Genomic DNA, 23,711 nt, shown 5'->3' on the forward strand with positions numbered 1-23,711 from the left:
CGGTCATGGCCGGCGGGTTCCGACAGGTCCGGCGGGTCAGGCGGGGTTCTCCGCGTGGGTGAGGGTCTCCCAGGCGACGAACAGGTTGTTGGAGCCCGCGGGCCGCTGCTGTTCGGTGAGCTTCTGGGTGTTGGTCATGGCGGTGCCCAGGCGGGTGTGCAGGGCGTTGTAGCCGACCTCGGTGACGGGCCCGAGGCCGCGCTTCACGGTGCCGCCGCACAGCCAGCTCGGCGGCGTCTCACCGAGCTCGTAGCGGGACTGGAAGCCGAGCGCCTGGCGCAGCCGCTCGCCGACGTCCGTGCCGTACAGGTCCTGGCCCTGGATACGGCTGGTCTCGGCGATGTGGGAGATGGACGCGATGCCGTATCCGGTGTGGGCGAAATCGCGGCAGGTCTCCTGCGTCAACCCGGTCACGAAGGTGGACTGGCCTTGCCAATACTTGACGATCTTCTCCTTGGTATCGAGATGTTGACTCGGCACCGTCTTGGGCAGTGCACCGTCCGAGGCCAGGTACACATACGCGGGCGTGCGTGTACGGAAGGTGGCCATCGCCTTGTCGTACGAGGCCTTGTCCTCCAGGAAGACGGAGATGCCGACGGCGGCCTCCGTCATCGTGAGCTCCCAGTTGCCGTTGGAGTTGGAGCCGTTGATCACCTCGGGCAGGTAGACGTCACGCAACATGGTCCTGAAGCGGCCCTCGTTCGGCCAGCCGCCGGTGTACGTGTACTTGATGATCTCGGCGGCCTTGGGCCAGGAGGAGCCGGCCCAGCCGGTCTGGAGCGGGGCGTTGCTGTTGGTGTGGTCCTGGAGGGTGGCGGACCAGGCGTCCATGAGCGCGATCGACTTCTTCGCGTAGCGCTCGTCCCGGGTGAAGTACCAGGCGAGCGCGTCGGTGTACGCGGCGATGGCGTCCTCACGCTCGTCCGTGCAGCCGTAGTTGGGGTCGGAGTAGGAGCCGCACTCGACGATCGCCCGGGGCTTGGGTGTGCGGTTCAGGTCGGCGTACTTGCTGGCCTTCATCTGGTCGAAGGCGCTCTTCCAGGGCTGGGCACCGGCGTCGATCTTGGCCTTGGCGAGGTCCAGCTGCCCCTGGGAGACGGTGACGCCGGGGTGGGCGAACGCGGCGGGGGCGGCGTCGGCGCGGTCGGCGCCGGGCCAGGCGAGGGCTCCGGCGACCAGCGCGGTGACGGAGGCGACGGAGGTGAGGAGGGAGGCAAGCAGGGTGGTGCGCGGTCTTCCGTGACGAGCCTGCATGGTGGGGGCCATCCGTTCTCGTATGTGAACGTGGGGCGCCGATGTGAACCACGGCGCTGGCCGGTGACCCTAGGTACGGACCAGCATCCCGTCAAGTGCTCGGGAAGGGACGGCAGTTGAGGCCCCTGCCCCTCCAGCCTCCAGCCTCCGACCTCCGACCTCCGACCTCCGACCTTCGACCTTCGGTCCATGACCCCTGGGCTGACACGAAAACGGCCGGGGCCGCACACCCTCTCGGGATGTGCGGCCCCGGCCTCGTGCCTGTGCGGGTACCCGCGCGCCGATCGCGTCAGCGGACCTCGGTGATCTCCGGGCCACGGGCCAGCTGACCCATGCCGCCGGAGAAGCGCGAGCCCTCCTGGGCGTCCTGCGCGGCGCCCTCGGCGACCATCTGCGCGTCGTCGGGGAGCTTGAGGACGATCGGGTCGCGCGGGGCCATCGGGCCGTCACCGCGCACGACGACGGTGTCCTTGAAGATCTGCTCCAGCAGGCCGGCAGCCTGCGGCTGCACCGCGCCCTGGCCGGAGATGACACCGCGCAGGAACCAGCGCGGGCCGTCCACACCGACGAAGCGCACGACCTGGAAGCCGCCCGTGCCGTCGGGCAGCTGCACAGGCACCTGAGCCCGCAGCTCCCAGCCGAGCGGACCCTCGACCTCGTCGATCACACCACCCTGCTGAGTGATGCCACCGGCGATCTCCTCGCGGACCTCGCCCCAGATGCCCTCCTTCTTGGGGGCGGCGAAGGCCTGCAGCTGGACCGCGCTGTCCTGGAGGACCACGGTCGCGGCGACGATCGCGTCGCCCGCGACCTCCACCCGCAGCTCCATGCCCTCCACGCCGGGGACGAAGAGCCCGCCGAGATCGACGCGGCCCTCACCGGGCTCGCGGACCTCGGAGGAGTCCCAGGGGCCGTCGGGACGCGGCTCGGGCTCGAGCCGCACACGCTCCTGCTCCCCGTCGACCCCGGTGTCGACGCCGTCGACCTGCTCGGCCTCGCCCGCCGCGTCCACTGCGTCTTCAGCGGAGCCGTTCTTCTTGCGACGTCCGAACACGTCACTGTCCTTCCCGGTCGGATACGACCGAAGCGTATCGATTCCCACCCTTTTGACCGCCTGTGCCCTCATGGGCGCCGGTGGAGCCGCCCACAGAGGCGTGTCCGCCGGTGGACCCGAATCCCCCCTCGGCCCGCACCGAGTCGGGAAGCTGCGCCACCTCGCGGAAGCGCACCCTCTCGACCTGCTGGACGACCAGTTGGGCAATCCGGTCGAAGCGCTCGAACCGCACGCTCTCGCGCGGGTCGAGATTCACCACGATCACCTTGATCTCTCCACGGTACCCGGCATCCACCGTCCCTGGGGCATTCACCAGGGCGACACCGCAGCGTGCGGCGAGACCGGACCGTGGGTGCACGAAGGCCGCGTACCCCTCGGGCAGGGCGATGGAAACACCGGTCGGCAGGACGGCCCGCTCGCCGGGGGCGAGCTCGCACGCCTCGGTGGTGCGCAGGTCCGCGCCGGCGTCTCCGGGGTGCGCGTACGCGGGCAGCGGTACGTCGGGATCGACGCGCGTGATGAGCACGTCGAGGGGCTGGTGCGTCACGGGTTCACCTCGAAGGCACGGGCACGCCGGATCTGGTCCGGGTCGCTCATGGCCGCCTGGATCTCTTCCTCGCGGCCGTTCTCGATGAAGTGGTCGACCTTGACCTCGATGAAGAGGGCGTCGGCCCGGACCGCGACGGGCCCGTCGGGGCCGCCGATCCGGCCGGTCGCGGTCGAGTAGATCTTGCGGCCCGCGATGGCTGTGATCTCGGCGGACAGGTGCAGCACGGTGTCCACGGGCACCGGACGCACGTAGTCCGTCTCGAGACGGCCGGTCACGGCGATGGTCTGGATCAGCCAGTTCAGCGAGCCGAGCGTCTCGTCGAGCGCGGTCGCGAGCAGCCCGCCGTGGGCGAGCCCGGGCGCTCCCTGGTGCGCGGGGCGCACTGTGAACTCGGCGGTGACGTTGACGCCGTCACCGGCCCGCGCCGCCAGATGCAGCCCGTGCGGCTGCTCGCCGCCGCAGCCGAAACAGTGCCCGTAGTGCGCGCCGATGAGCGAGCCGGGGGCGGGGGCGTCGGGGTGCCGCACCGGCGCTATGGCGTCGGCGGGGGGCGTCAGAGCTGCTGAAGTACCACTCACAGGCGCAGACCTTACCCGCGCGTCCAGTGCGTTCACGCATCGTGCCAAGCTTGAGCGCATGGAGCTCTCGACGACGCCTTACGAAGAACGCCTCACCGCCCCGCGCGCGTGGTGGCTCGTCACGTTCCTGGTGGGTGTCGCGTGCGGCCTGACGCTGCTGCCCTTCGGCACGCTGCCGCTGCTCGGCGGCTTCGTCGGCGGCCTGCTCTTCGCGGCCGTGATCACCAGCTCGTACGGCTCCGTGCGGGTCCGCGTCGTGGGTGACGCGCTGATCGCGGGCGACGCGAAGATCCCGCTGGCGGCTCTGGGTGACGTGGAGGTCCTGGACGCGGAGGAGGCGCGCGCCTGGCGCACGTACAAGTCCGATCCGCGCGCCTTCATGCTGCTGCGCAGCTACGTGCCGACGGCGGTGCGTGCGGAGGTCACCGATCCGACCGATCCGACGCCGTACGTCTACGTGTCGACCCGGGAGCCCGAGGCGCTGGCGAAGGCGCTGCGCCGGGGCTGACGCGCGGGGGCGCGGGCCGGGTGGCCGGACGGGCCGGGCGGGTGCCCGGACTCAGTCCTCGATCTCCAGGGCGTCCTTCGGGACGTCCAGGGCCGGCAGCTCGGGCAGGGCGTCCCAGGGCACCTGGAGGCGCCTGAGGTCCTTGCGCACGCGCTCGGCGAGCTTCTTGGTGTCCCGGCGGTTCATGACCGCGCCGACGGCCGCGCCGACCATGAACGGCGTCAGGCTCGGCAGGTTCCGCACCATGCGCTTCATGATCTGCTGGCGGAGCTCGCGCTTCATCTGACCGCCGAGCGCCGCGTTGATCGTCATCGGTTTGGACACGTCGATGCCGCGCTCCTCCGTCCAGGAGGTCAGATAGGCGCTGGTGCGCTCTTTCAGACCGCCGGGCGGGCGCAGTCCGTAGACCTCGTGGAGCTCGGCGATGAGCTTGAGCTCGATCGCGGCGACTCCGGTGATCTCGGCGGCGAGCTCGGTCGGCATCGCGGGCGGTACGGGCAGCATGGCGGCGGCGCCGACTCCCGCGCCCACGGTGGACGAGGCGTTGGCCGCGCCCATGACGAGCTTGTCCGCGAGCTTCTCGGGGCCGAGGCCCGGGAACTGCCGGCGGAGCGTGGCCAGGTCCCGGACGGGGACCCGTGGCGCGTTGTCGATGATCCGGTCGGCGATGTAGCCGATACCGGCCTTGGCGGCGGCACCGCTTCTGACGATCCCCGTACGCGCGGCGCTGCCGCTCTTGGAGATGCCTGTCCGTGCGGCGCTGCCGCTTCTGCGTATGCCGTCCCTCACGGCCGCCGTACGGCTTCTGGCGGGCGGCTCCTCGGGCCGGGTCACGGCGCTGTGACCCGCTGAGCGCAGGTCCACCGTGCCGGTGGCCGTCGGGGCGCCCGCCGTCTGCCGGTCGTCCGCTGATTCGAGCGAGGCGTCTTCGAAGGGTGAAGAGCCTCGCTCGTCTTCGCGCACGGCCTCGGACGGGCCTTGTGCCGTCCCCGGGTCGTCCTTCTTCCGGGTCAGGCGCTTCCAGGGCGGGGTCGAGCCGGTCATGCCCGACCCTGCCTCAGTCGCAGTCGCGGCAGATCGGCTGACCGTTCTTCTCCCGCGCGAGCTGGCTGCGGTGGTGCACCAGGAAGCAGCTCATGCAGGTGAACTCGTCCTGCTGCTTGGGCAGGACGCGGACGGCCAGCTCCTCGTTCGAGAGGTCGGCGCCCGGAAGCTCCAGGCCCTCGGCCGCCTCGAACTCGTCCACGTCGACGTTCGACGCGGACTTGTCGTTCCGCCGGGACTTCAGTTCTTCGATGCTGTCCTCGTTGAGGTCGTCATCGGTCTTACGTGGGGTGTCGTAATCCGTTGCCATGTCGCTCTCCCCCTCTGGGTGTATGCGGTGTCTCAGCGCACGTAACGCATGAGAGGCCGGACTTGTGCCCGACCTGAGGCGGAGATTTTGCCTCACATCAAGGTCTGTTACTCAATCGACACCCAACCGGACTCCTCTTGAGTGATCGGCTTGGGTGGCGAACGGGACCGTACACGGTCCGATCAACGCACCGCACAGGCGCCATCCCGTGTACTTCCCGTGATCAGGGCGCCCGAAAACCCGGATTTTCCCGGCTTTCCGAAGGCCCGTGCGCTCACAGAGCGTGGATGGCCGGAAATTCGCCCATGTGATCGATCACACACGGACTCCCCGGGTGCAGGTCCCGAAAATTCCGCTAAAAGCGAACTCCTCCAGCGCGTCGGCGGAAGCATGTCAGATCCGCAGGCGCGCCGCACATCGAACGCCTCTAGATCGGCAGGGTGACGCGCATCACGAGCCCACCCACCTCGCGGGGTGTGGCGGTGATCCGGCCGCCGTGCGCCCGGGCCACGGACCGGGCGATGGACAGACCGAGGCCCACTCCCTTGTCGCTGCCGGTGCGCTCGGTGCGCAGCCGTCGGAACGGCTCGAAGAGGTTGTCGATCTCGTACGCGGGGACGACGGGGCCCGTGTTGGCCACGACGAGGACCGCCTGGCCGTGCTGGGCCTCGGTGTCGACCTGGACCCAGCCGCCCTCGCGGACGTTGTACCGGATCGCGTTCTGCACCAGGTTCAGCGCGATGCGCTCCAGGAGTACGCCGTTGCCCTGGACGACCGCCTCCTTGCGCTCCCCGCGGATCTCCACGCCCTTCTCGTCGGCCTCGGCCCGGGCCTGGTCGATCGCCTGCGAGGCGACCTCCGCCAGGTCCACGGGCTTGCGCTCGACGATCTGGTTGTCGCTGCGGGCGAGCAGGAGCAGGCCCTCCACGAGCTGCTCACTGCGCTCGTTGGTCGCGAGGAGTGTCTTGCCGAGCTGCTGGAGCTCCACGGGGGCGCCGGGATCGGAGAGGTGGACCTCCAGGAGGGTGCGGTTGATCGCCAGGGGCGTGCGCAGCTCGTGCGACGCGTTCCCCACGAAGCGCTGCTGGGCCGTGAAGGCCCGCTCCAGGCGGTCGAGCATCTCGTCGAAGGTGTCGGACAGCTCCTTGAGCTCGTCGTCCGGGCCGTCCAGCTCGATGCGGCGCGACAGGTCCGTGCCGGCCACGCGGCGCGCGGTGCGCGTGATGCGGCCCAGCGGGGACAGCACACGGCCCGCCATCGCGTACCCGAAGGCGAACGCGATGACCGCGAGGCCGAGCAGCGCCATGAGGGAGCGGCTCAGCAGGACGTCCAGCGCGTGGTTGCGCTGCTGGGCGACGCAGTCGTTCAGCGCGCTGTTCAGCTCGCTGGCCGGGAGCTTGGTGCCGTCCGGAATGTTGCAGACGCTGCTGGAGACCGTGCCTTCGACGATCTTGAAGGGGAGCTCGCTGCCCACGTTCAGGGCCTGGGCGGCGAGCAGGTAGATGATCGAGAGGAGCAGGATGCCCGCGATCAGGAACATGCCGCCGTAGAGCAGCGTGAGCCTTATGCGGATCGTGGGCCGGAGCCAGGGGAAGGGCGGTTCGTCCTTCGCCCCTGGCTTCCAGGTCGGTTTCGGGGGCGCCGAGGGGGGCGCGGGGGTGGCGGCCATGGAGAACTCAGATCCGGTAGCCCGAGCCGGGCACGGTGACGATGACGGCGGGCTCGCCGAGCTTGCGGCGCAGGGTCATGACGGTGACGCGCACGACGTTCGTGAACGGGTCCGTGTTCTCGTCCCAGGCCTTCTCGAGGAGCTGCTCCGCCGAGACGACGGCGCCCTCGCTGCGCAGCAGGACCTCCAGGACGGCGAACTCCTTGGGCGCGAGCTGGACCTCCTTGCCGTCACGGAAGACCTCCCGGCGGTTCGGGTCGAGCTTGATGCCGGCGCGCTCCAGGACGGGCGGCAGCGGCACGCTCGTGCGGCGGCCGAGCGCCCGCACGCGGGCTGTCAGCTCGCTGAACGCGAAGGGCTTGGGGAGGTAGTCGTCGGCGCCCAGCTCCAGGCCCTCCACGCGGTCGCTGACGTCGCCGGAGGCGGTGAGCATCAGGATGCGGGTGGGCATGCCCAGCTCGACGATCTTGCGGGCGACGTCGTCGCCGTGCACGAGCGGGAGGTCGCGGTCGAGGACGACCACGTCGTAGTCGTTGACGCCGATGCGCTCCAGGGCGGCCGCACCGTCGTACACGACGTCGACGGCCATGGCCTCCCGGCGCAGTCCGGTGGCCACCGCATCGGCGAGCAGCTGCTCGTCCTCGACGACGAGTACGCGCACGTCGCTTGTCCTTCCTCTGGTCACCTGCGGGCAGCGCTCGGGCGCACACGGGCAGGTTCGGTCACGGGGTGTGAGTCACCATCCTGCCCCTTTCGGCCATAAACCGGCTGTAAGGCGGTGTGAGGCCCCGGGAATGCCGGTTTTTCTCGTGGGGTTGAGGTTTCCGCGGGAGGAAGCACGGGGAGGACGGGTTTACACCCGCGATCACGCTTTGTATGTGGCATGCCACGAGCCGCTTCCCGTAAGGCGTTTCGGGACGTGATCGCCCCTTCCACCGGGCACACCCCCGTGCCACCGACCCACGACCCAGGACGAGGGGGCGCAACCATGGACGCATTCACCGCAGGACTTCTGCAGCGCATAAGGGCGGCCGAGACCGACCTGACGCGGGCGCGCGAGACCGGCGACGACTTCCTTGCCGAGGTCGAGCAGGGCGAGCTGGACGACCTGCGTCGTCTCGCCGCCGAGCACGGCGTGGAGATCCACGCCTGAGCGTCAGCGCTTCGCAGTGAACTCAGTGAGCACGCGTGAGGGCCCCGGCGCCTGGTTCGATCCAGGCGGGCGCCGGGGCCCTCACGCGTGTCCTGGGCCGGTGGCTCAGTCGTGCCAGGCGCCGAGCGCTTCCAGCCAGGCCTGGAGCGGCTCGAACAGGCCGGGAGGCGCGGCGATCGCGAGCTCGGGCGACACGGGGACGCCGGGGCGGCCGCCGGTGAGCGCGCCCGCCTCGCGCGCGATGAGCTCTCCGGCGGCGTAGTCCCAGGGATTGAGCCCGCGCTCGTAGTACGCGTCGAGCCGGCCCGTGGCGACGTCGCACAGGTCGATGGCCGCGGAGCCGCCGCGCCGGATGTCGCGCACGCGCGGGATCAACTGGCGTACGACGTCGGCCTGGTGGACGCGGCGTGACTCCAGGTAGCCGAAGCCGGTGCCGACCAGGGCCTGCTCGAAGGGGGGCGCCACGCGCGCGTGGGCGCGGCGGTCGTTCACGTACGCGCCCTCACCGAGGACCGCGCGGTAGGTCTCGCCGCGCAGTGGTGCGGCGACGACGCCGACGACGGTCTCGCCGTCCTTGCGGGCGGCGATGGAGACGGACCAATCGGGGCGCCCGTACAGGTAGTTGACTGTTCCGTCGATGGGGTCGATCACCCATTCGACGCCGGTGGTGCCCTGGGTGGCGGCGCCCTCCTCGCCGAGCACCCCGTCGTCGGGGCGGCGCTCGGCCAGGTAGTCCGTGATCAGCTTCTCGGAGGCGATGTCCATCTCGGTGACGACGTCGACGGCGCTGGTCTTGGTGGCGGCGACGCCGAGGTCGGCGGGCCGGCCCTCGCGCAGGAAGACGCCCGCGCGGGCGGCGGCCTCCAGGGCGACGTCGAGCAGTTCTGCGGTGAGGCCCTCGGGGGCCCTGTCGTCGGTCACGTGGCCGTCCTTACGCGTACGGGCTGTCGGCGCCCGCGGCGGCGGGCTTGGGGGTGCGGGCCGGGCAGCAGCCCACGGGGCACAGGTCGTGGCTCGCGCCGAGCGCGCCGAGGGCGCAGGGGGTGACCTGCCGGTCGCTCTCCGAGGCGGCCCGCTCCAGGACCAGGTCGCGCACGGCGGCGGCGAAGCGGGGGTCGGCGCCCACGGTGGCGGAGCGGCGCACGGGCAGGCCGAGCTCGGCGGCCTTGGCGGTGGCCTCGGTGTCGAGGTCGTAGAGGACCTCCATGTGGTCCGAGACGAACCCGATGGGGGCCATGACGACGGCCGGGACCCCGGCCTCGTGCCGCTCCTCCAGGTGGTCGCAGATGTCGGGCTCGAGCCAGGGGATGCTCGGGGCGCCGGAGCGGGACTGGTAGACGAGCTGCCAGGGGTGGTCGACGCCCGTCTCCTCGCGCACGGCGTCGGCGATCAGCCGCGCGACGTCCAGGTGCTGCTTCACGTACGCGCCGCCGTCCCCGTGGTCCTCGACGGTGCCGGAGGTGTCGGCCGCGGCGGTGGGGATGGAGTGCGTGGTGAACGCGATGTGGGCGCCGTCGCGCACGTCGTCGGGCAGGTCGGCGAGCGACTTCAGGACGCCGTCCACCATGGGGCGCACGAAGCCCGGGTGGTTGAAGTAGTGGCGCAGCTTGTCGACGCGCGGCAGCGCCCGGCCCTCGGCCTCCAGGGTGGCGAGCGCGTCCGCCAGGTTCTCCCGGTACTGGCGGCAGCCCGAGTACGAGGCGTACGCGCTGGTGGCCAGGACGAGGATGCGGCGGTGGCCGGCGGTGGCCATGTCGCGCAGGACGTCGGTCAGGTAGGGCGACCAGTTCCTGTTCCCCCAGTACACCGGGAGGTCCAGGCCGTGGTCGGCGAAGTCCTTGCGCAGGGCGTCGAGCAGGGCCCTGTTCTGCTCGTTGATGGGGCTGACGCCACCGAACCGGAAGTAGTGCTGTCCGACCTCCTTGAGCCGCTCCTTGGGGATGCCGCGGCCCTTCGTCACGTTCTCCAGGAACGGGACGACGTCGTCAGGGCCTTCGGGGCCGCCGAAGGAGAGCAGCAGCAGGGCGTCGTAGGGGCGGGCGTCCGGGGTGGCAGCGTGCGCGTCTGGCATGGCTTCGATCCTGCCACCCGCCACCGACAGGCGGGGAACCGCCATGCCACCGCTCCGTGACACGCGTAAGCTGTATCAGCTGCACTTACGCCTTACCCCTTACGTCCGGCCCCGCCGAGCCGCGCTGCGGTGTGCCTGGACGACGCCTGACCGGAGTCGAGTTGCCCAGCCCGTACCGCGCCATTTTCGCCCTCCCCGGCACCAAGAGCTTCTCGGTGGCCGGGTTCCTGGGCCGGATGCCCCTGTCGATGATGGGCATCGGGATCGTCACGATGATCTCGCAGCTGACCGGGCGTTACGGGCTCGCGGGAGCCCTGTCGGCGACCGTCGCGCTGTCGGCGGCGGCCATCGGCCCGCAGATCTCACGGCTCGTGGACCGGCACGGGCAGCGCCGGGTGCTGCGCCCGGTCACGCTGGTGTCCCTGGTGGCGGCCGCGGCGCTCCTGTTGTGCGCGAAGTACGCGGCGCCGGACTGGACGCTCTTCGTGAGCTGCGCGTTCATCGGCTGTGTGCCGAGCGTCGGGTCGATGATCCGGGCCCGGTGGGCGTCGCTGTACTCGGAGACGCCGCGGCAGCTGCACACCGCGTACTCGTTCGAGTCGGTCATCGACGAAGTGTGCTTCATCTTCGGGCCGATCATCTCGATCGGTCTGTCCACCGCCTGGTTCCCGGAGGCGGGCCCTCTCCTGGCGGCGTGTTTCCTCGCGGTCGGCGTCTTCTGGCTGACCGCCCAGCGGGCCACGGAGCCCACGCCGCACCCGCGCGAACAGCACAACGGCGGTTCGGCGCTCCGCGCGGGCGGCCTGCAGGTGCTGGTGGCCACCTTCGTGGCGACGGGCGCGATCTTCGGGGCGGTCGACGTGGTGACGGTGGCCTTCGCCGAGGAGCGCGGGCACAAGTCGATGGCCAGTGTCGTGCTCGCCCTGTACGCGGCCGGGTCCTGTCTCGCGGGCGCCCTCTTCGGGCTGCTGCACTTCAAGGGGGCTCCCGCCCGCAGGTGGCTGGTGGGAGTCGTCGCGATGGCCGTGAGTATGATCCCCCTCCAACTGGTCGGGGGCCTGCCGTTCCTGGCCGTGGCGCTCTTCGTTGCGGGCCTGTCCGTCGCACCGACGATGATCACGACGATGGCCCTCGTCGAACAGCACGTACCACGCGCGAAACTGACCGAGGGCATGACCTGGGTGAGCACCGGACTCGCGGTCGGTGTCGCGCTCGGTTCCTCCGCGGCCGGCTGGGTGATCGACGCCGCCGGCGCGAAGGCCGGGTACGGGGTGCCCGGAGTCTCGGGCGCCGTCGCGGTCGTCGTCGCGCTCCTCGGCTATCGCCGGCTGCAGCAGCCGGTTCCGCAGCGGGGAGGGACTTCCGATGAGCACGGCGCAGACGGGCAGCACGAAGAGCGGCGAAGCGTGGCGTAACTGGGCGGGGAACGTCGTCTCCCGCCCGGTGCGCGAGGTGACGCCCGCCTCGGTCGAGGAACTGACCGAGGCCGTGCGCCGGGCCGCCGAGGACGGCCTGAAGGTGAAGGCCGTCGGCACCGGTCACTCGTTCACCGCGGCAGCCGCTACCGACGGGGTGTTGATCCGCCCTCAACTGTTGACGGGCATCCGCGGCATCGACCGGGAGAACGGCACGGTCACCGTCGAGGCCGGCACTCCGCTCAAGAGGCTCAACATGGCCCTGGCGCGCGAGGGTCTGTCGCTCACGAACATGGGCGACATCATGGAGCAGACCGTCTCCGGGGCGACGAGCACCGGCACGCACGGCACGGGCCGCGACTCGGCCTCGATCTCGGCGCAGATCAAGGGCCTCGAGCTGGTCACGGCGAGCGGCGAACTGCTGACCTGCTCCGAGAAGGAGAATCCCGAGGTCTTCGCGGCCGCGCGGCTCGGCATCGGCGCGCTCGGCATCGTCACGGCCCTCACCTTCGCCGTGGAGCCGCTCTTCCTGCTCACCGCGCGCGAGGAGCCGATGGCGTTCGACCGCGTCCTCGCCGACTTCGACGAGCTCCACGCGGAGAACGAGCACTTCGAGTTCTACTGGTTCCCGCACACGGGCAACTGCAACACCAAGCGCAACAACCGCAGCGCGGGCCCGGAGGCCCCGGTGTCGAGGGTGAGCGGCTTCGTCGAGGACGAGCTGCTGTCCAACGGCCTGTTCCAGGTGGTCAATTCGATCGGCCGCGCCGTGCCCGCCACGATCCCGGCGATCGCCAAGATCTCCAGCAAGGCCCTGTCGGCCCGGACGTACACGGACATTCCCTACAAGGTCTTCACATCCCCGCGCCGGGTCCGCTTCGTGGAGATGGAGTACGCGGTTCCGCGCGCGGCCCTGGTGGACACGCTGCGCGAGCTGAAGTCCATGGTGGACCGCTCGAACCTGCGGATCAGCTTCCCCGTCGAGGTGCGCACGGCCCCGGCCGACGACATCACGCTGTCGACGGCGTCCGGCCGGGACAGCGCGTACATCGCGGTCCACATGTACAAGGGCACCCCGTACCAGCGGTACTTCACGGCCGCGGAGCAGATCTTCACGGCCCATGAGGGGCGCCCGCACTGGGGCAAGGTGCACACGCGCGACGCCGAATACTTCGCGTCGGTGTACCCGCGCTTCGGCGAGTTCACGGCGCTGCGCGACCGGCTCGACCCGGACCGTCGGTTCGGCAACGCCTACCTGCGCCGGGTCCTGGGCGACTGACGACGCGGCCGGCCCGCCCCCTACTGGGCGGCCGGCTGTCCCCCGGCGCCGGCGGCGCCCTCGGCGGCTCCGGTGGCCGAGCCCTCGTCGCCCGTACCGGATCCCGCGCTCTGCGACGGGGTGGGCGTGGGCGTCGGGCTCGTGGAGGCGCCCTCGTCGCCGGAGCCCGCCCCCGGGTCCGTACCGGAGTCGTCGCCCGAGCCGGTGCCCGTGCCGGCTCCGGTGTCCGGGTCGGTGCCGCCCCCCTTGCCGGTGCTGCCGCTCGGCGACGGGTCGGCCGTGCCGTCCTGGGCCGCACCGCCGTCCTGCTGCCGCGTGCTGTCCTCGGTGCCGGTGCTGCTGCCGTCGGACGGTCGCGTGGACGTGCCGGGCGCGGGGGTGTCGTCGCCGGAGGACTTCCCATGGCCGGTGAAGGCGTCGCGGAACGTGGTGCTCCCGCTGTCTCCGTTGAAGCTGTGGCCGGACACGAGCTCGTACGTGGTGATGCCGCCCATGGTGACGCCGAACACGAGTGCGGCGGCGATCAACGGCCGCTTCCAGCTCTTGACGCGGGAGCGGTGAACCGTGCCCTCGGTGAAATCGTCGCCCGTGCCCGCGAGCTCCGGCTCGGCGGGAGAGAGCGGGCCGGACGGGTCGTACGGGCCGGCGTCGGCGGTCCTGAGCAGGCGGGTCGCCTCGTCGACGGGGCTCGCGGCCAAAAGCTGGGTGCGCTCCGGGTCTGCCGTGCCGAGCAGCCGCGTCCGTTCCGGATCGCTCTCGGGGTCGTCGGGCAGGAGATCGGCGACGGCTCCGGTGTCGAGGATCCGGGTGCCGTCCTCGTCGGCCGGCCAGGCGTCGTCGTCCGCGCCGGAGGGGCGGCCCCAGGTCGTGGTGGTGGGCAGCACACCGGCGGCGGACTGCGGGACGCCGGTCGCGACGGCCTTCTTGGAGGTCATGACCTGCGTCGCGTCCATGGAGGCGTCGGAGCGGAAGGTCCGGGGCACCGGACGCCCTTCCGCGGTGACGGGGACCTGACGGCCCTTCGGCTTCGTCTGGACCGCGGCGTCACGTATCTGCTCGCCGGTCCGCTTGAAGAAGTGCTGGAACACGGTGCCTCCGCAGGTCGCGAGGGCACTCACGACACCGGCGCCGAGGATCGTCCCGTAGACACCGAAGCTGGAGGCGAGTTTCGCGGCCACGACGGCGGCGACCGCACTGCCCGCCACCTGAGGCACGCTCAGATCCAGCCGCTTCTTCTCCTTGACCTCGTCCTGACCGTCCTTGGAGTTCTCCGGCTTCTCGCCCATCTGTGGATCTTGCCTGCCTTTCTCGACATAACGCCCAATACACAGGAAGCCCTCGAGGCTACGCGAACTTCTTGTGTCGCACGACAAGGGGACGTACGGACGAAGAGCGCAGTTCCGGTTCTGCAGATTTCGTGAAGCACGCCACGCGAATCCCCCACGAATCGCCCTTCCGGTACCGGGGCCCCGTACCCAACTCCCCTCCCCTGTGAGAAGTTCGGCGGCGTGCCGATCCACGTGAGTGGCCCGAATGGAGTACTGTTGCGAGCCCTGGGCCCGGTCTCCCGCCAGGGTGCCCGAGGCCTTCCAGGACCGTCAGGAGGGGGCTCGTTGCACAGGGTGACGACTTCGGTCACTTAGCGTTGCGAACAGGTAACCGTGCCATAACGGCGATCCTGGGCCCGTGCCCGACACGCCGGGCAACTCAGCAAGGTTGTGGCAGGCTGCACCCGGGCAGGCCACACTCGACTAGCGGAAGCAGCGACGCACGTGACGTCGGCAGGCACCACCCGGGAGGTCCCCATGCCCGAACTGCGTGTCGTGGCCGTCTCTAACGACGGCACACGGCTGGTGCTGAAGGCTGCGGACAGCACGGAGTACACGCTTCCGATCGACGAGCGCCTCCGGGCCGCGGTACGCGGCGACCGTCCGCGCCTCGGCCAGATCGAGATCGAGGTGGAGAGCCATCTCCGCCCCCGCGACATCCAGGCGCGTATACGAGCCGGTGCCTCCGCCGAGGAGGTCGCCCAGCTCGCGGGCATCCCCGTCGACCGTGTGCGCCGCTTCGAGGGCCCCGTGCTCGCGGAGCGTGCCTTCATGGCCGAGCGGGCCAGGAAGACTCCCGTGCGCCGTCCCGGCGAGAACACCGGCCCCCAGCTCGGCGAGGCGGTGCAGGAGCGGCTCCTGCTGCGCGGCGCCGACAAGGAGACCGTCCAGTGGGACTCGTGGCGCCGCGACGACGGCACCTGGGAGGTCCTGCTCGTCTACCGGGTCGCGGGTGAGCCGCACTCGGCGAGCTGGACCTACGACCCGCCGCGCCGGCTCGTCCAGGCCGTGGACGACGAGGCGCGCTCGCTGATCGGCGAGTCCGACGACATCGGTGCGCCCGAACCCACGTTCCCGTTCGTGCCGCGGATCGCCCGGCTGCCCCGGGACCGGCCGCTGGACCGCGCCCTGGACCGGCAGTTGGAGCGCCCGACGCCGCCGGAGCCCTCCTCCGAGGAGAACCTCCCGGCGATCGCGTCGTCGTCTTCGGAGCGGGACTCGCTGACCAGCCTCCTGGAGGCCGTGCCGAGTTACCGCGGCGACCTCGTGCTGCCGGAGCGTCCGTCGGCGGCCCCCGAGCCGCCTCCGCTGGAGGAGCCGGAGCCGCCCGCGGCCGCCGAGGCCGTGGAGGAGCCGCCCGCCGCGTCGGCCGGTGCGGGATCCGCGTACGCGGACGTGCTGATGCCGCGCAGCGTGGCGGGACACCGGGACCGGCTCACCGGGACCACGGACCGCCAGGCCGAGGCCGACGGGGTGCGTCCGGGACGCCGTGCCGCGGTGCCGAGTTGGGACGAGATCGTCTTCGGTACGCGCCGCAAGAAGCAGGACTGACAGAAGGCCAGGACTGCCGGAGGTAGCGGGAAGAACCAGTTCCCGCAGAGGCGAACGACAGCGTCGGGGCCCGCGCCGAGTGATCGGTGCGGGCCCCGACGGCGTCTCACCGCACGGGCGTCACTGGGGATCCGGGCCCGTCGCCACCGGACGGGACGCGTCCGAGGACCACTCCGACCAGGAACCCACGTAGAGCTGCGCGTCGATGCCCGCCACGGCCAGCGCGAGCACCTGGTGGGCGCCGGAGACTCCGGAGCCGCAGTACACGCCGACCTGGTCCGGATCGCCGGTCGCGCCAAGGGACTTGAAGCGCTCCGCGAGCTCGGCCGCCGGGCGGAACCGGCCGTCCTCCGCGACGTTCTCCGTCGTCGGCGCCGACACCGCGCCCGGGATGTGGCCGCCGATCCGGTCGATGGGCTCCACGTCGCCGCGGTAGCGCTCGGCCGCCCGCGCGTCCAGAAGGAGACCCGAGCGGGCCAGCGCGGCCGCGTCGTCCGCGTCGAGGAGCCCCTTGGCACCCGGTGCAGGGGTGAAGGTACCGGCCCGCGGGACCGGTACGGACGTCTCCAGGCGGCCGTCCCAGGCCGCGAGGCCGCCGTCCAGGACCCGTACGGACGGGTGACCGGCCCAGCGCAGCATCCACCAGGCGCGCGCCGCCGCCCAGCCCTGGCCGCCGTCGTACACGACCACGTCCCGGTCCGCCGAGACACCCGCGGTCCGCATCGTGGCGCCGAACGCCTCCGTGTCGGGCAGCGGGTGGCGCCCGCTCGTACCCGCGTGGCCTGCCAGTTCCGCGTCCAGGTCGATGAAGACGGCCCCCGGGATGTGACCGGCGCGGTACTCCGCGCGGCCGTCGAAGGCGGGCTCGCCGGCGGCCTTGGCGGTGCTCAGCTGCCAGCGGACGTCGAGCAGCACGGGCGGGGTCTCCCCCGCCAACTCGCTCGCGAGTTCGGATGCGGTGATGATGGCATTCATGGAGGCCATCCTTGCTCATGGGCTGGCCCGAGCGGCGACGTTCGGCTAGCGTGCTCGATCGACTACCGAGCGTTCATCCCCGGTCACGGCCGGGATGTGGCGCCGCGACGACTGCGCGACCCGAATGCGGGCACCCAAGGCGAGGGCCCGGTCGGTTACGGCGTGGTCCGGGAGCTCCGCGCGGCACGGAGTGCCGCCATCAGAGGAGAGAGTGACGATGACCGAGGCAGCGGCCCGGCACGCACCTGGCACCCCCTGCTGGGTGAGCCTGATGGTGCACGACATGGCGGCGACCCAGGAGTTCTACAGGGCGCTGTTCGGCTGGGAGTTCGGGCCCGGACCCGAGCAGCTCGGCCCGTACGTGCGGGCGCTGCTCGACGGCAAGGAGGTGGCCGGGATCGGTCAGCTGCCGCCGGACCGGCAGCTCCCCGTGGCGTGGACGCCCTATCTGGCCTCGGACGACGCGGACGCGACCGCCGAGTCGGTGCGGCACTGCGGCGGCACCGTAGGGGTGGGGCCGCTGGACGCCGGGGAGGCGGGGCGGATGGCGATCGGCTCCGATCCGGAAGGCGCGGTGTTCGGCATCTGGCAGGCCGCTGCGCACCTGGGCACGGGGCTGACCGGGGTGCCGGGCACGGTGGCGTGGAACGAGCTGGTGACGCGGGAGACGGCGAGCGTCGCGAAGTTCTACGAGGCGGTGTTCGGATACGCCGAAGAGGCCGTCGTCTCGGCCGACTTCGACTGTCTGACGCTGTGTCTGGACGATCGCCCCGTGGCGTCCGTGCAGGGCGTCGGGCATGCGCTCCCCCGGGATCGCGGGCCGCACTGGATGACGTACTTCGAGGTCGCGGACGTGGACGAGTCCGTCGAGCGGGTCGCGGATCTGGGCGGGCATGTGGTGCGTCCGCCCCGGGACGGCGCGCACGGGCGGGTGGCGACGGTGGCGGACCCGGAGGGCGCGACGTTCGCGCTGGTGACGTCGCGGGAGCGGGAGCGGGACAGGTAGGCGTTCCTGCGGCCGGTGCCGCCGGGCGGTCAGTCGGCGGCGACGGGCAGCACGTCCGGGGACAGGGCTCCGGCGCGCGTGGAGGCGGCGGTCATCCGGCGCCGGTGGTGGCGCCGGCAGAGCACCTCGTAGCCGATCTCGTCCTCGGCGTGGTTCACGTCGCCGACCACGACCTGGGCGCCCTCGACGACCATCTCGCCGTTGATCGTGCGCGCGTTGTGGGTGGCGCGGGCTCCGCACCAGCAGAGCGCCTCGACCTGCAACACCTCGACGCGGTCGGCCAGTTCGACCAGGCGCTGCGAGCCGGGGAACAGCTTGGAGCGGAAGTCGGTGGTGATCCCGAAGGCGTAGACGTCCAGGTCCAGGTCGTCGACGACGCGGGCCAGCTGGTCGATCTGGCCGGGCGCGAGGAACTGGGCCTCGTCGGCGATCACGTAGTCCACCCTGCCGCCCTGGGAGAGGTGCTCGACGACGTACGCGTACACGTCCAGGTCGTCGGCGACCTCAACGGCGTCGGTGACCAGGCCGAGGCGCGAGGAGAGCTTGCCCTCGCCGGCCCGGTCGTCGCGGGTGAAGATCATGCCCTGGAGGCCGCGCGCGGAGCGGTTGTGCTCGATCTGCAGAGCCAGGGTGCTCTTTCCGCAGTCCATCGTTCCGGAGAAGAACACCAGCTCGGGCATGGGGAAGTGAGCACCTTTCAGGGGAAGTTCAGGGAGGACTGACGGGTCGGTCGGGCGGGCGTGGCGCGTTCAGGAGCGTACTTCGAGGAGGGGCACGAGCTGCTCGGCCTCCGTCATGGAGCCGTGGTTGCCGACCATCTTCGACTCGTTCGGCTCGTTCTCGGACGCGATGATGACGACGTCGTCCCGGGCGGCCGCGATCACGTCGCCGAGGCGCTCGTAGACCCGTTGATCGATCTGTGGACCGAACCAGCCGGCGGCGATCGCCTCGTCGCGGCTCGCGATCCAGAACTGCTCGCCGAGGACCTCGCGCCAGACGGCGAGGACGTCGCCCTGGGCGCCCGGGACCGCGTACACGTGGCGCGCGCGGCCCTCGCCGCCGAGCAGGGCGACTCCGGCGCGCAGCTCCCAGTCCTCGTCGAAGTCGATGCGCGACTGCTCGTCGAAGGGGATGTCGATCATGCCGTGGTCGGCGGTGACGTACAGGGCGCTGCGGGGCGGGAGCTGCTCGGCGAGGCGCTGGGCGAGGCGGTCGACGTACATGAGCTGGCCGCGCCAGGCGTCGGAGTCGACGCCGAAGCGGTGCCCCTTGCCGTCGACCTCGCTGTAGTAGGTGTAGACGAGCGAGCGGTCGCCCGCCGCGAGTTGCTCGGCGGCCAGGTCCATGCGGTCCTCGCCGGAGAGACGGCCGTGGAAGGTGCCGCCGCTGAGCGCGATCTTGGTGAGCGGTGTCGACTCGAAGGCGGGTGCGGAGACCTGCGCGGTGTGCACTCCGGCGGCGTGGGCGCGCTGGAAGACGGTCGGGTACGGCTGCCAGGTCTGCGGCTTCGTCCACGGGTTCCAGCGGAGCTGGTTCATGAGCTCGCCGGTGTCCGGGTTGCGCACCGTGTAGCCGGGCAGGCCGTGGGCGCCGGGCGGCAGGCCGGTGCCGACCGAGGCGAGGGAGGTCGCGGTGGTGGCCGGGTAGCCCGCGGTGATCGGGCGGCCGGTGCCGCCGCGCGAGGACGCCATGAGCGAGCTGAGGAAGGGTGCCTCGTCGGGGTGCTCGCGCAGCTGGCGCCAGCCGAGGCCGTCGATGAGGAAGACGCAGGCGCGGTCGGCCGGGGCGAGCTCGGGGATCGCCGCGGTGCAGTCGGGGACGCCGAGGTGGGAGCCGAGGGTCGGCAGCAGGTCGGCGAGGGAGCCGGAGCCGTACGCCGGGACGGGAGCGGTGTGGACGGGCAGGGGCTCTACGTCGTCCCAGGCGGCCTGGGTCATCGGCGTCCCGCGTCCGCTGTCGCCTCGGACAGGGACTGGGCGAAGGTCAGTGCCTGGCGGACCGTCTCCGGGCCGTCGCCGGCCTCGCTGACGCGCAGGCTCAGGTCGTCCGCGGTGGAGCTGCCCGTGTAGCCGTGGTCCGCCTCGCAGTTCGGGTCGCCGCAGGCGGCGGGCTCGAGGTCGATGCGGGAGACGGCGCCCCAGCCGATGGTCAGGACGACCTCGCGCGGCAGGGTGCCGGGGACGTACTTCTCGGGGTTCGCCACGACGCGGCTGAGGACGACCGAGGAGATCCGGCCGATCTTGACGGACTCGGTGGAGGTCGTCGCGTAGGGCGTCGGGGAGGTGCTGTCGGCGGCCTGCTCGTCGGTGTGGCTGACGATGAAGCGGGTGTCGGTCAGGACCAGGACGGTGACATGACGGCGCACCTCGTTCGCGTCGAACGTGGTCTCCTGGTGCACGAGGTACGACGAGATCGCCTCGCCGCCCACCGCGGCCTCGACCGCCTCGGCCACGAGGGCCGGGTAGTAGCCGCTGCGCTCGATCGCCGCGCGCAGCCCTTGGGTCGTCGTACTGGTCTTGGCCATGCCGTCCATCCTAAGGCCCGTACGGAGGCCTCCGGTGCGCCTGTGGACAACGCTCGCGGGGCCCCGGCCCGCCCGTGGCCGGGTCAGAAGGCGACGGGAAGGGTGCGGGGGCCGAGGTCGTCGCGGGCGGGTGGTGGCGCGAGGCGGACGGAGGCGCCGAGGACGGTGACGCCGTCCTGGGCGACCACGACCGGTTCGAGGGCGACCGCCACGACCTCGGGGTGGTCGTCGACGAGTCTCGAGACGCGCTGGAGCACCTCTTCCAGGGCGGGTGTGTCCACGGGGGCGGCGCCGCGCCAGCCGAACAGGATCGGTGAGGTCTTGATCGAGCGGACGATCGCCTGGGCGTCCTTGTCGGTGACGGGGATCAGTCGGTGCGCGGTGTCGCCGAGCAGCTCGGAGGGGGCTCCGGCGAGGCCGAAGGAGAGCACGGCGCCGGCCGCGGGGTCGATGACGGCGCGGACGACGGTGTCGACGCCGCGCGGTGCCATGGCCTGGACCACGGGGCGCAGCTCGGCCGGCTTGCCGAGGCGGTCGGTGAGCTCTTCGTAGGCGCGGCGCAGCTCGCGCTCGTCGGCGAGGTCGAGGCGGACGCCGCCGAGGTCGGCGCGGTGGCGCAGGTGCGGGGCGGTGGTCTTGAGCGCGACCGGGTAGCCGAGCGCGGCGGCGGCCTGTGCCGCCTGGTCCGCGTCGGGGGCGGGCAGGGTCTGGCGGACGGTGATCCCGTAGTGGGCGAGGAGGATGCGGGTGTCCTCCGGGGTGAGCTCCGCCCCGCGCGGGTCGTCGTCGGCGGCGAGCGCGGCGGCGATCAGGGTGGCGGCCCCGGTCTCGTCGATGTCCTCGTACTCGGGAACCTTCCCGGGCTCGGCCGCGTCGCGCCGCCACTGGGCGTACTTGACCACTTCGGAGAGGGCGTGGACGGCGCGCTCGGCGGCCGGGTAGGCGGGGATGAGGCGCGGGGCGGCGCCGGCCGGGGTCTCGGCCGTGGCGGGGGCCGGGCGGGGGGCCTGGGTGTCGGGCGCGTTGGGTCCGGTGCTGACCGCGCGGGAGAGGGCTTCGGCGAGGCCGCCGAGCTCGACGTGGACGACGAGGACCGGCTTGGCGGGCACGGTGGCCGCGGCGGCACTGAGGGCGGCCGCGAGCTCGGCGTCGCCGGTGATGTCCTCCCCCACGGCGGGCATCGCGGTGACGACGACGGAGTCGGTCTTGTCGTCGGCGAGGGCGGCTTCGAGCGCGGCGCGGAAGTCGGCGGCGGTGGCGGCGGTGGTCAGGTCGCGGGGCGGCTTGGGGCGCAGGCCTTCGGAGAGGCACACGTCGTAGGTGAGCAGGCCGAGCGATTCCGAGTTGCCCAGGATGGCGACGCGGGGGCCGGCGGGCAGCGGCTGGCGAGCCAGGAGGAGGCCGGTGTCGACGAGCTCGGTGATGGTGTCGACGCGGATGACGCCGGCCTGGCGCAGGAGGGCGGAGACCGTGCCGTAGGGCAGGCGGGTGGCGCGGACGGTGTGCCCGGTGGGGGCGACTCCGCTGTGCCGGGCGCCCTGGACGACCACGAGGGGCTTGGCGGTGGCGGTGCGGCGGGCGAGGCGGGTGAACTTGCGGGGGTTGCCGATCGATTCGAGGTACATGAGGGCGACGTCGGTGTCGGGGTCGTCGTACCAGTACTGCAGGACGTCGTTGCCGGAGACGTCCGCGCGGTTGCCCGCGGAGACGAAGGTGGAGACGCCGGTGACTCCGGTGACGCCGCCGCCGCGGCGGTGCAGGCGGGACAGGAGGGCGATGCCGATGGCGCCGGACTGGGCGAACAGTCCGATGCGGCCCGGGCGTGGCATCTCGGGGGCGAGCGAGGCGTTGAGCCGTACGTCGGGCGAGGTGTTGACGATCCCGAAGGCGTTCGGTCCGACGAGGCGCATCCCGTAGGTGCGGGCCTGGCGGACGAGGGCGCGCTGGCGCTCGCGTCCTTCGGGGCCGCTCTCGGCGTATCCGGCGGACAGGACGACGATCCCCTGGACGCCGCGCTCGCCGCATTCGGCGACGACCTGGGGCACCTGGGGGGCGGGGACGGCGACGACGGCCAGGTCGACGGGGACCGCCGGGTCGATGTCGCGCACGGAGCGGTGGGCGGGGACGCCCTCGGCCTCGGTGAGGCCTTCCGGGTAGGCCTTGTTGACTGCGTAGAGGGGGCCGGTGAATCCGGCCTCCTTCAGGTTGTGCAGAACGCTGCGGCCCACTCCGCCCGCGGTGCGTCCGACGCCGATCACGGCGACGGAGCCGGGGGCGAGGAGCCGGTGGACGGAGCGGGCCTCGGCGCGCTGCTCGCGGGCGCGCTGCACGGCGAGGGAGGCCTCGGTGGGCTCCAGGTCGAACTCGAGGCGTACGACGCCGTCCTCGAAGCTGCGCTTCTGGGTGTATCCGGCGTCCGTGAAGACCTTGATCATCTTGGTGTTGGCGGGGAGCACCTCGGCGGCGAACCGGCGGATGCCGCGCTCGCGCGCGACGGCCGCGATGTGCTCCAGAAGGGCGGAGGCCACGCCGCGTCCCTGGTGGGCGTCCTGCACGAGGAAGGCGACCTCGGCCTCGTCCGCGGGCGCGGAGGCGGGCCGGCCGTGGGTGTCGATCCGGTCGTAGCGCACCGTCGCGATGAACTCGCCGCCCACGGTGGCGGCGAGTCCCACCCGGTCCACGTAGTCGTGATGGGTGAAGCGGTGGACGTCCTTGGCGGACAGCCGGGGGTAGGGGGCGAAGAAGCGGTAGTACTTCGACTCGTCCGACACCTGCTCGTAGAAGCTGGTCAGCCGGTCCGCGTCGTCGGTGGTGATGGGCCTGATCCGCGCGGTGCCGCCGTCGCGCAGCACGACGTCGGCCTCCCAGTGGGCGGGGTAGGCGTGCCGGTCCGACGGGGTCTCCATGCGGCAAGAGTAGGGCGGACCGCCGACAAGTGGCGCCTGTCGTACGGGTCGCGTGCCCGGCGGCCCGGGGGCACGCTAAGGGGGTCCGATGGGCCGCGGCCCGGGGGATCCGGGTCCGCAGCCCGGTGTGCTTAGAATGGTCTAGACAACCTTGAGTCACCTGAAGGGCAGCATCACATGGCTGAGCGCCGCGTCAACGTCGGCTGGGCCGAGGGCCTTCACGCCCGCCCCGCTTCCATCTTCGTCCGCGCGGCCACGGCGGCCGGCGTCCCCGTGACCATCGCCAAGGCCGACGGCAACCCCGTCAACGCCGCCTCCATGCTCGCCGTGCTGGGCCTGGGCGCCCAGGGTGGCGAGGAGATCGTCCTGGCCTCCGACGCCGAGGGCGCGGACGTCGCGCTCGACCGCCTGGCCAAGCTGGTCGCCGAGGGCCTCGACGAGCTTCCCGAGACCGTCTGAAATCGCCGAGCGCCGACTCCACGGCGTTCGGCGTCAGAACCGCGCGTTCCCTTCGAGGGCGCGCGGTTCCGCATTTC

Annotated in this window: 23 protein-coding genes; 7 read left to right on the plus strand and 16 right to left on the minus strand. The window is 71.9% G+C overall.

Going from position 1 to position 23,711, the window contains the following annotated elements; genetic code table 11:
* Positions 1-36: 36 nt before the first annotated feature.
* The 4 genes from IAG42_RS08390 to IAG42_RS08405 all read right to left on the minus strand — a co-directional run bounded on the left by IAG42_RS08390 (position 37) and on the right by IAG42_RS08405 (position 3,436).
* Complete coding sequence (locus IAG42_RS08390; protein WP_223205909.1) at positions 37-1,254, minus strand: alginate lyase family protein; 1,218 nt, start codon at positions 1,252-1,254, stop codon at positions 37-39.
* 289 nt (positions 1,255-1,543) lie between these two features.
* Positions 1,544-2,308 (minus strand): DUF3710 domain-containing protein, encoded by a 765-nt coding sequence (locus IAG42_RS08395; protein ID WP_188336397.1) that lies wholly within the window; start codon positions 2,306-2,308, stop codon positions 1,544-1,546.
* A gap of 1 nt (position 2,309) precedes the next feature.
* Positions 2,310-2,855 carry a dUTP diphosphatase gene (dut, locus tag IAG42_RS08400; protein WP_188336398.1) on the minus strand — a complete coding sequence of 182 codons (546 nt, stop codon included), beginning with the start codon at positions 2,853-2,855 and terminating at the stop codon, positions 2,310-2,312.
* Positions 2,852-3,436 (minus strand): PaaI family thioesterase, encoded by a 585-nt coding sequence (locus IAG42_RS08405; RefSeq protein WP_188336399.1) that lies wholly within the window; start codon positions 3,434-3,436, stop codon positions 2,852-2,854. The genes dut and IAG42_RS08405 overlap by 4 nt, the downstream gene beginning before the upstream one ends.
* 58 nt (positions 3,437-3,494) lie before the next feature.
* On the opposite strand from IAG42_RS08405, the gene IAG42_RS08410 reads away from it, so the two are divergent.
* Complete coding sequence (locus IAG42_RS08410) at positions 3,495-3,944, plus strand: DUF3093 domain-containing protein (RefSeq protein ID WP_188336400.1); 450 nt, start codon at positions 3,495-3,497, stop codon at positions 3,942-3,944.
* 51 nt (positions 3,945-3,995) lie between these two features.
* Here the strand turns inward: IAG42_RS08410 and IAG42_RS08415 are convergent, their stop codons facing one another.
* The 4 genes from IAG42_RS08415 to IAG42_RS08430 form a co-directional block, all read right to left on the minus strand.
* On the minus strand, positions 3,996-4,988 hold the full coding sequence (locus tag IAG42_RS08415; RefSeq protein ID WP_188336401.1) for a hypothetical protein: 993 nt from the start codon (positions 4,986-4,988) through the stop codon (positions 3,996-3,998).
* A 13-nt stretch (positions 4,989-5,001) separates the two neighbouring features.
* Positions 5,002-5,298, minus strand: a complete 297-nt coding sequence (locus IAG42_RS08420) for a DUF4193 domain-containing protein (protein ID WP_018535993.1) — start codon at positions 5,296-5,298, stop codon at positions 5,002-5,004.
* Positions 5,299-5,725: 427 nt separating this feature from the next.
* Complete coding sequence (locus IAG42_RS08425) at positions 5,726-6,967, minus strand: sensor histidine kinase (protein ID WP_188336402.1); 1,242 nt, start codon at positions 6,965-6,967, stop codon at positions 5,726-5,728.
* A 7-nt stretch (positions 6,968-6,974) separates the two neighbouring features.
* Complete coding sequence (locus tag IAG42_RS08430) at positions 6,975-7,628, minus strand: response regulator transcription factor (RefSeq protein ID WP_188336403.1); 654 nt, start codon at positions 7,626-7,628, stop codon at positions 6,975-6,977.
* Positions 7,629-7,955: 327 nt separating this feature from the next.
* On the opposite strand from IAG42_RS08430, the gene IAG42_RS08435 reads away from it, so the two are divergent.
* Positions 7,956-8,120 carry a hypothetical protein gene (locus tag IAG42_RS08435; protein ID WP_188336404.1) on the plus strand — a complete coding sequence of 55 codons (165 nt, stop codon included), beginning with the start codon at positions 7,956-7,958 and terminating at the stop codon, positions 8,118-8,120.
* Between the two features lie 105 nt (positions 8,121-8,225).
* Here the strand turns inward: IAG42_RS08435 and IAG42_RS08440 are convergent, their stop codons facing one another.
* Together IAG42_RS08440 and IAG42_RS08445 are read right to left on the minus strand one after the other, a co-directional pair.
* Positions 8,226-9,041 (minus strand): inositol monophosphatase family protein, encoded by an 816-nt coding sequence (locus IAG42_RS08440; protein WP_188336405.1) that lies wholly within the window; start codon positions 9,039-9,041, stop codon positions 8,226-8,228.
* A gap of 10 nt (positions 9,042-9,051) precedes the next feature.
* Positions 9,052-10,191, minus strand: coding sequence for a ferrochelatase (locus IAG42_RS08445; protein ID WP_188336406.1), 1,140 nt, complete (start codon positions 10,189-10,191; stop codon positions 9,052-9,054).
* Positions 10,192-10,352: 161 nt separating this feature from the next.
* Between IAG42_RS08445 and IAG42_RS08450 the strand changes: the two genes are divergently transcribed.
* Complete coding sequence (locus IAG42_RS08450) at positions 10,353-11,606, plus strand: MFS transporter (protein WP_188336407.1); 1,254 nt, start codon at positions 10,353-10,355, stop codon at positions 11,604-11,606.
* Positions 11,557-12,885: a D-arabinono-1,4-lactone oxidase gene (locus IAG42_RS08455; RefSeq protein WP_188336408.1), complete on the plus strand. Its 1,329-nt coding sequence runs from the start codon at positions 11,557-11,559 to the stop codon at positions 12,883-12,885. The genes IAG42_RS08450 and IAG42_RS08455 overlap by 50 nt, the downstream gene beginning before the upstream one ends.
* A 20-nt stretch (positions 12,886-12,905) precedes the next feature.
* On the opposite strand, the gene IAG42_RS08460 is transcribed toward IAG42_RS08455, so the two are convergent.
* Complete coding sequence (locus IAG42_RS08460; RefSeq protein WP_188336409.1) at positions 12,906-14,171, minus strand: hypothetical protein; 1,266 nt, start codon at positions 14,169-14,171, stop codon at positions 12,906-12,908.
* A gap of 519 nt (positions 14,172-14,690) precedes the next feature.
* Between IAG42_RS08460 and sepH the strand changes: the two genes are divergently transcribed.
* A complete protein-coding gene (sepH, locus tag IAG42_RS08465; protein WP_188336410.1) occupies positions 14,691-15,764 on the plus strand; it encodes a septation protein SepH in 1,074 nt (357 codons plus the stop codon).
* Positions 15,765-15,884: 120 nt separating this feature from the next.
* Here the strand turns inward: sepH and IAG42_RS08470 are convergent, their stop codons facing one another.
* Positions 15,885-16,739, minus strand: a complete 855-nt coding sequence (locus tag IAG42_RS08470) for a sulfurtransferase (RefSeq protein ID WP_188336411.1) — start codon at positions 16,737-16,739, stop codon at positions 15,885-15,887.
* Between the two features lie 217 nt (positions 16,740-16,956).
* Here IAG42_RS08470 and IAG42_RS08475 point away from each other — a divergent pair, with 217 nt between their 5' ends.
* Positions 16,957-17,745, plus strand: coding sequence for a VOC family protein (locus IAG42_RS08475; protein WP_188336412.1), 789 nt, complete (start codon positions 16,957-16,959; stop codon positions 17,743-17,745).
* A 29-nt stretch (positions 17,746-17,774) separates the two neighbouring features.
* Here the strand turns inward: IAG42_RS08475 and IAG42_RS08480 are convergent, their stop codons facing one another.
* The 4 genes from IAG42_RS08480 to IAG42_RS08495 form a co-directional block, all read right to left on the minus strand.
* Entirely contained in the window at positions 17,775-18,425 is a 651-nt protein-coding gene (locus IAG42_RS08480) for a thymidine kinase (RefSeq protein ID WP_188336413.1), read from the minus strand.
* A 69-nt stretch (positions 18,426-18,494) separates the two neighbouring features.
* A complete protein-coding gene (locus tag IAG42_RS08485; RefSeq protein WP_188336414.1) occupies positions 18,495-19,682 on the minus strand; it encodes an alkaline phosphatase family protein in 1,188 nt (395 codons plus the stop codon).
* A complete protein-coding gene (locus IAG42_RS08490) occupies positions 19,679-20,269 on the minus strand; it encodes a DUF5998 family protein (RefSeq protein ID WP_188336415.1) in 591 nt (196 codons plus the stop codon). The genes IAG42_RS08485 and IAG42_RS08490 overlap by 4 nt, the downstream gene beginning before the upstream one ends.
* A gap of 83 nt (positions 20,270-20,352) precedes the next feature.
* Entirely contained in the window at positions 20,353-23,175 is a 2,823-nt protein-coding gene (locus IAG42_RS08495; protein WP_188336416.1) for a bifunctional acetate--CoA ligase family protein/GNAT family N-acetyltransferase, read from the minus strand.
* A 177-nt stretch (positions 23,176-23,352) separates the two neighbouring features.
* On the opposite strand from IAG42_RS08495, the gene IAG42_RS08500 reads away from it, so the two are divergent.
* Positions 23,353-23,634, plus strand: a complete 282-nt coding sequence (locus IAG42_RS08500) for an HPr family phosphocarrier protein (RefSeq protein WP_188336417.1) — start codon at positions 23,353-23,355, stop codon at positions 23,632-23,634.
* The last annotated feature ends 77 nt before the right edge of the window (positions 23,635-23,711 follow it).

This window comes from Streptomyces xanthii (genome assembly GCF_014621695.1).
Taxonomy (GTDB): Bacteria; Actinomycetota; Actinomycetes; order Streptomycetales; family Streptomycetaceae; genus Streptomyces; species Streptomyces xanthii.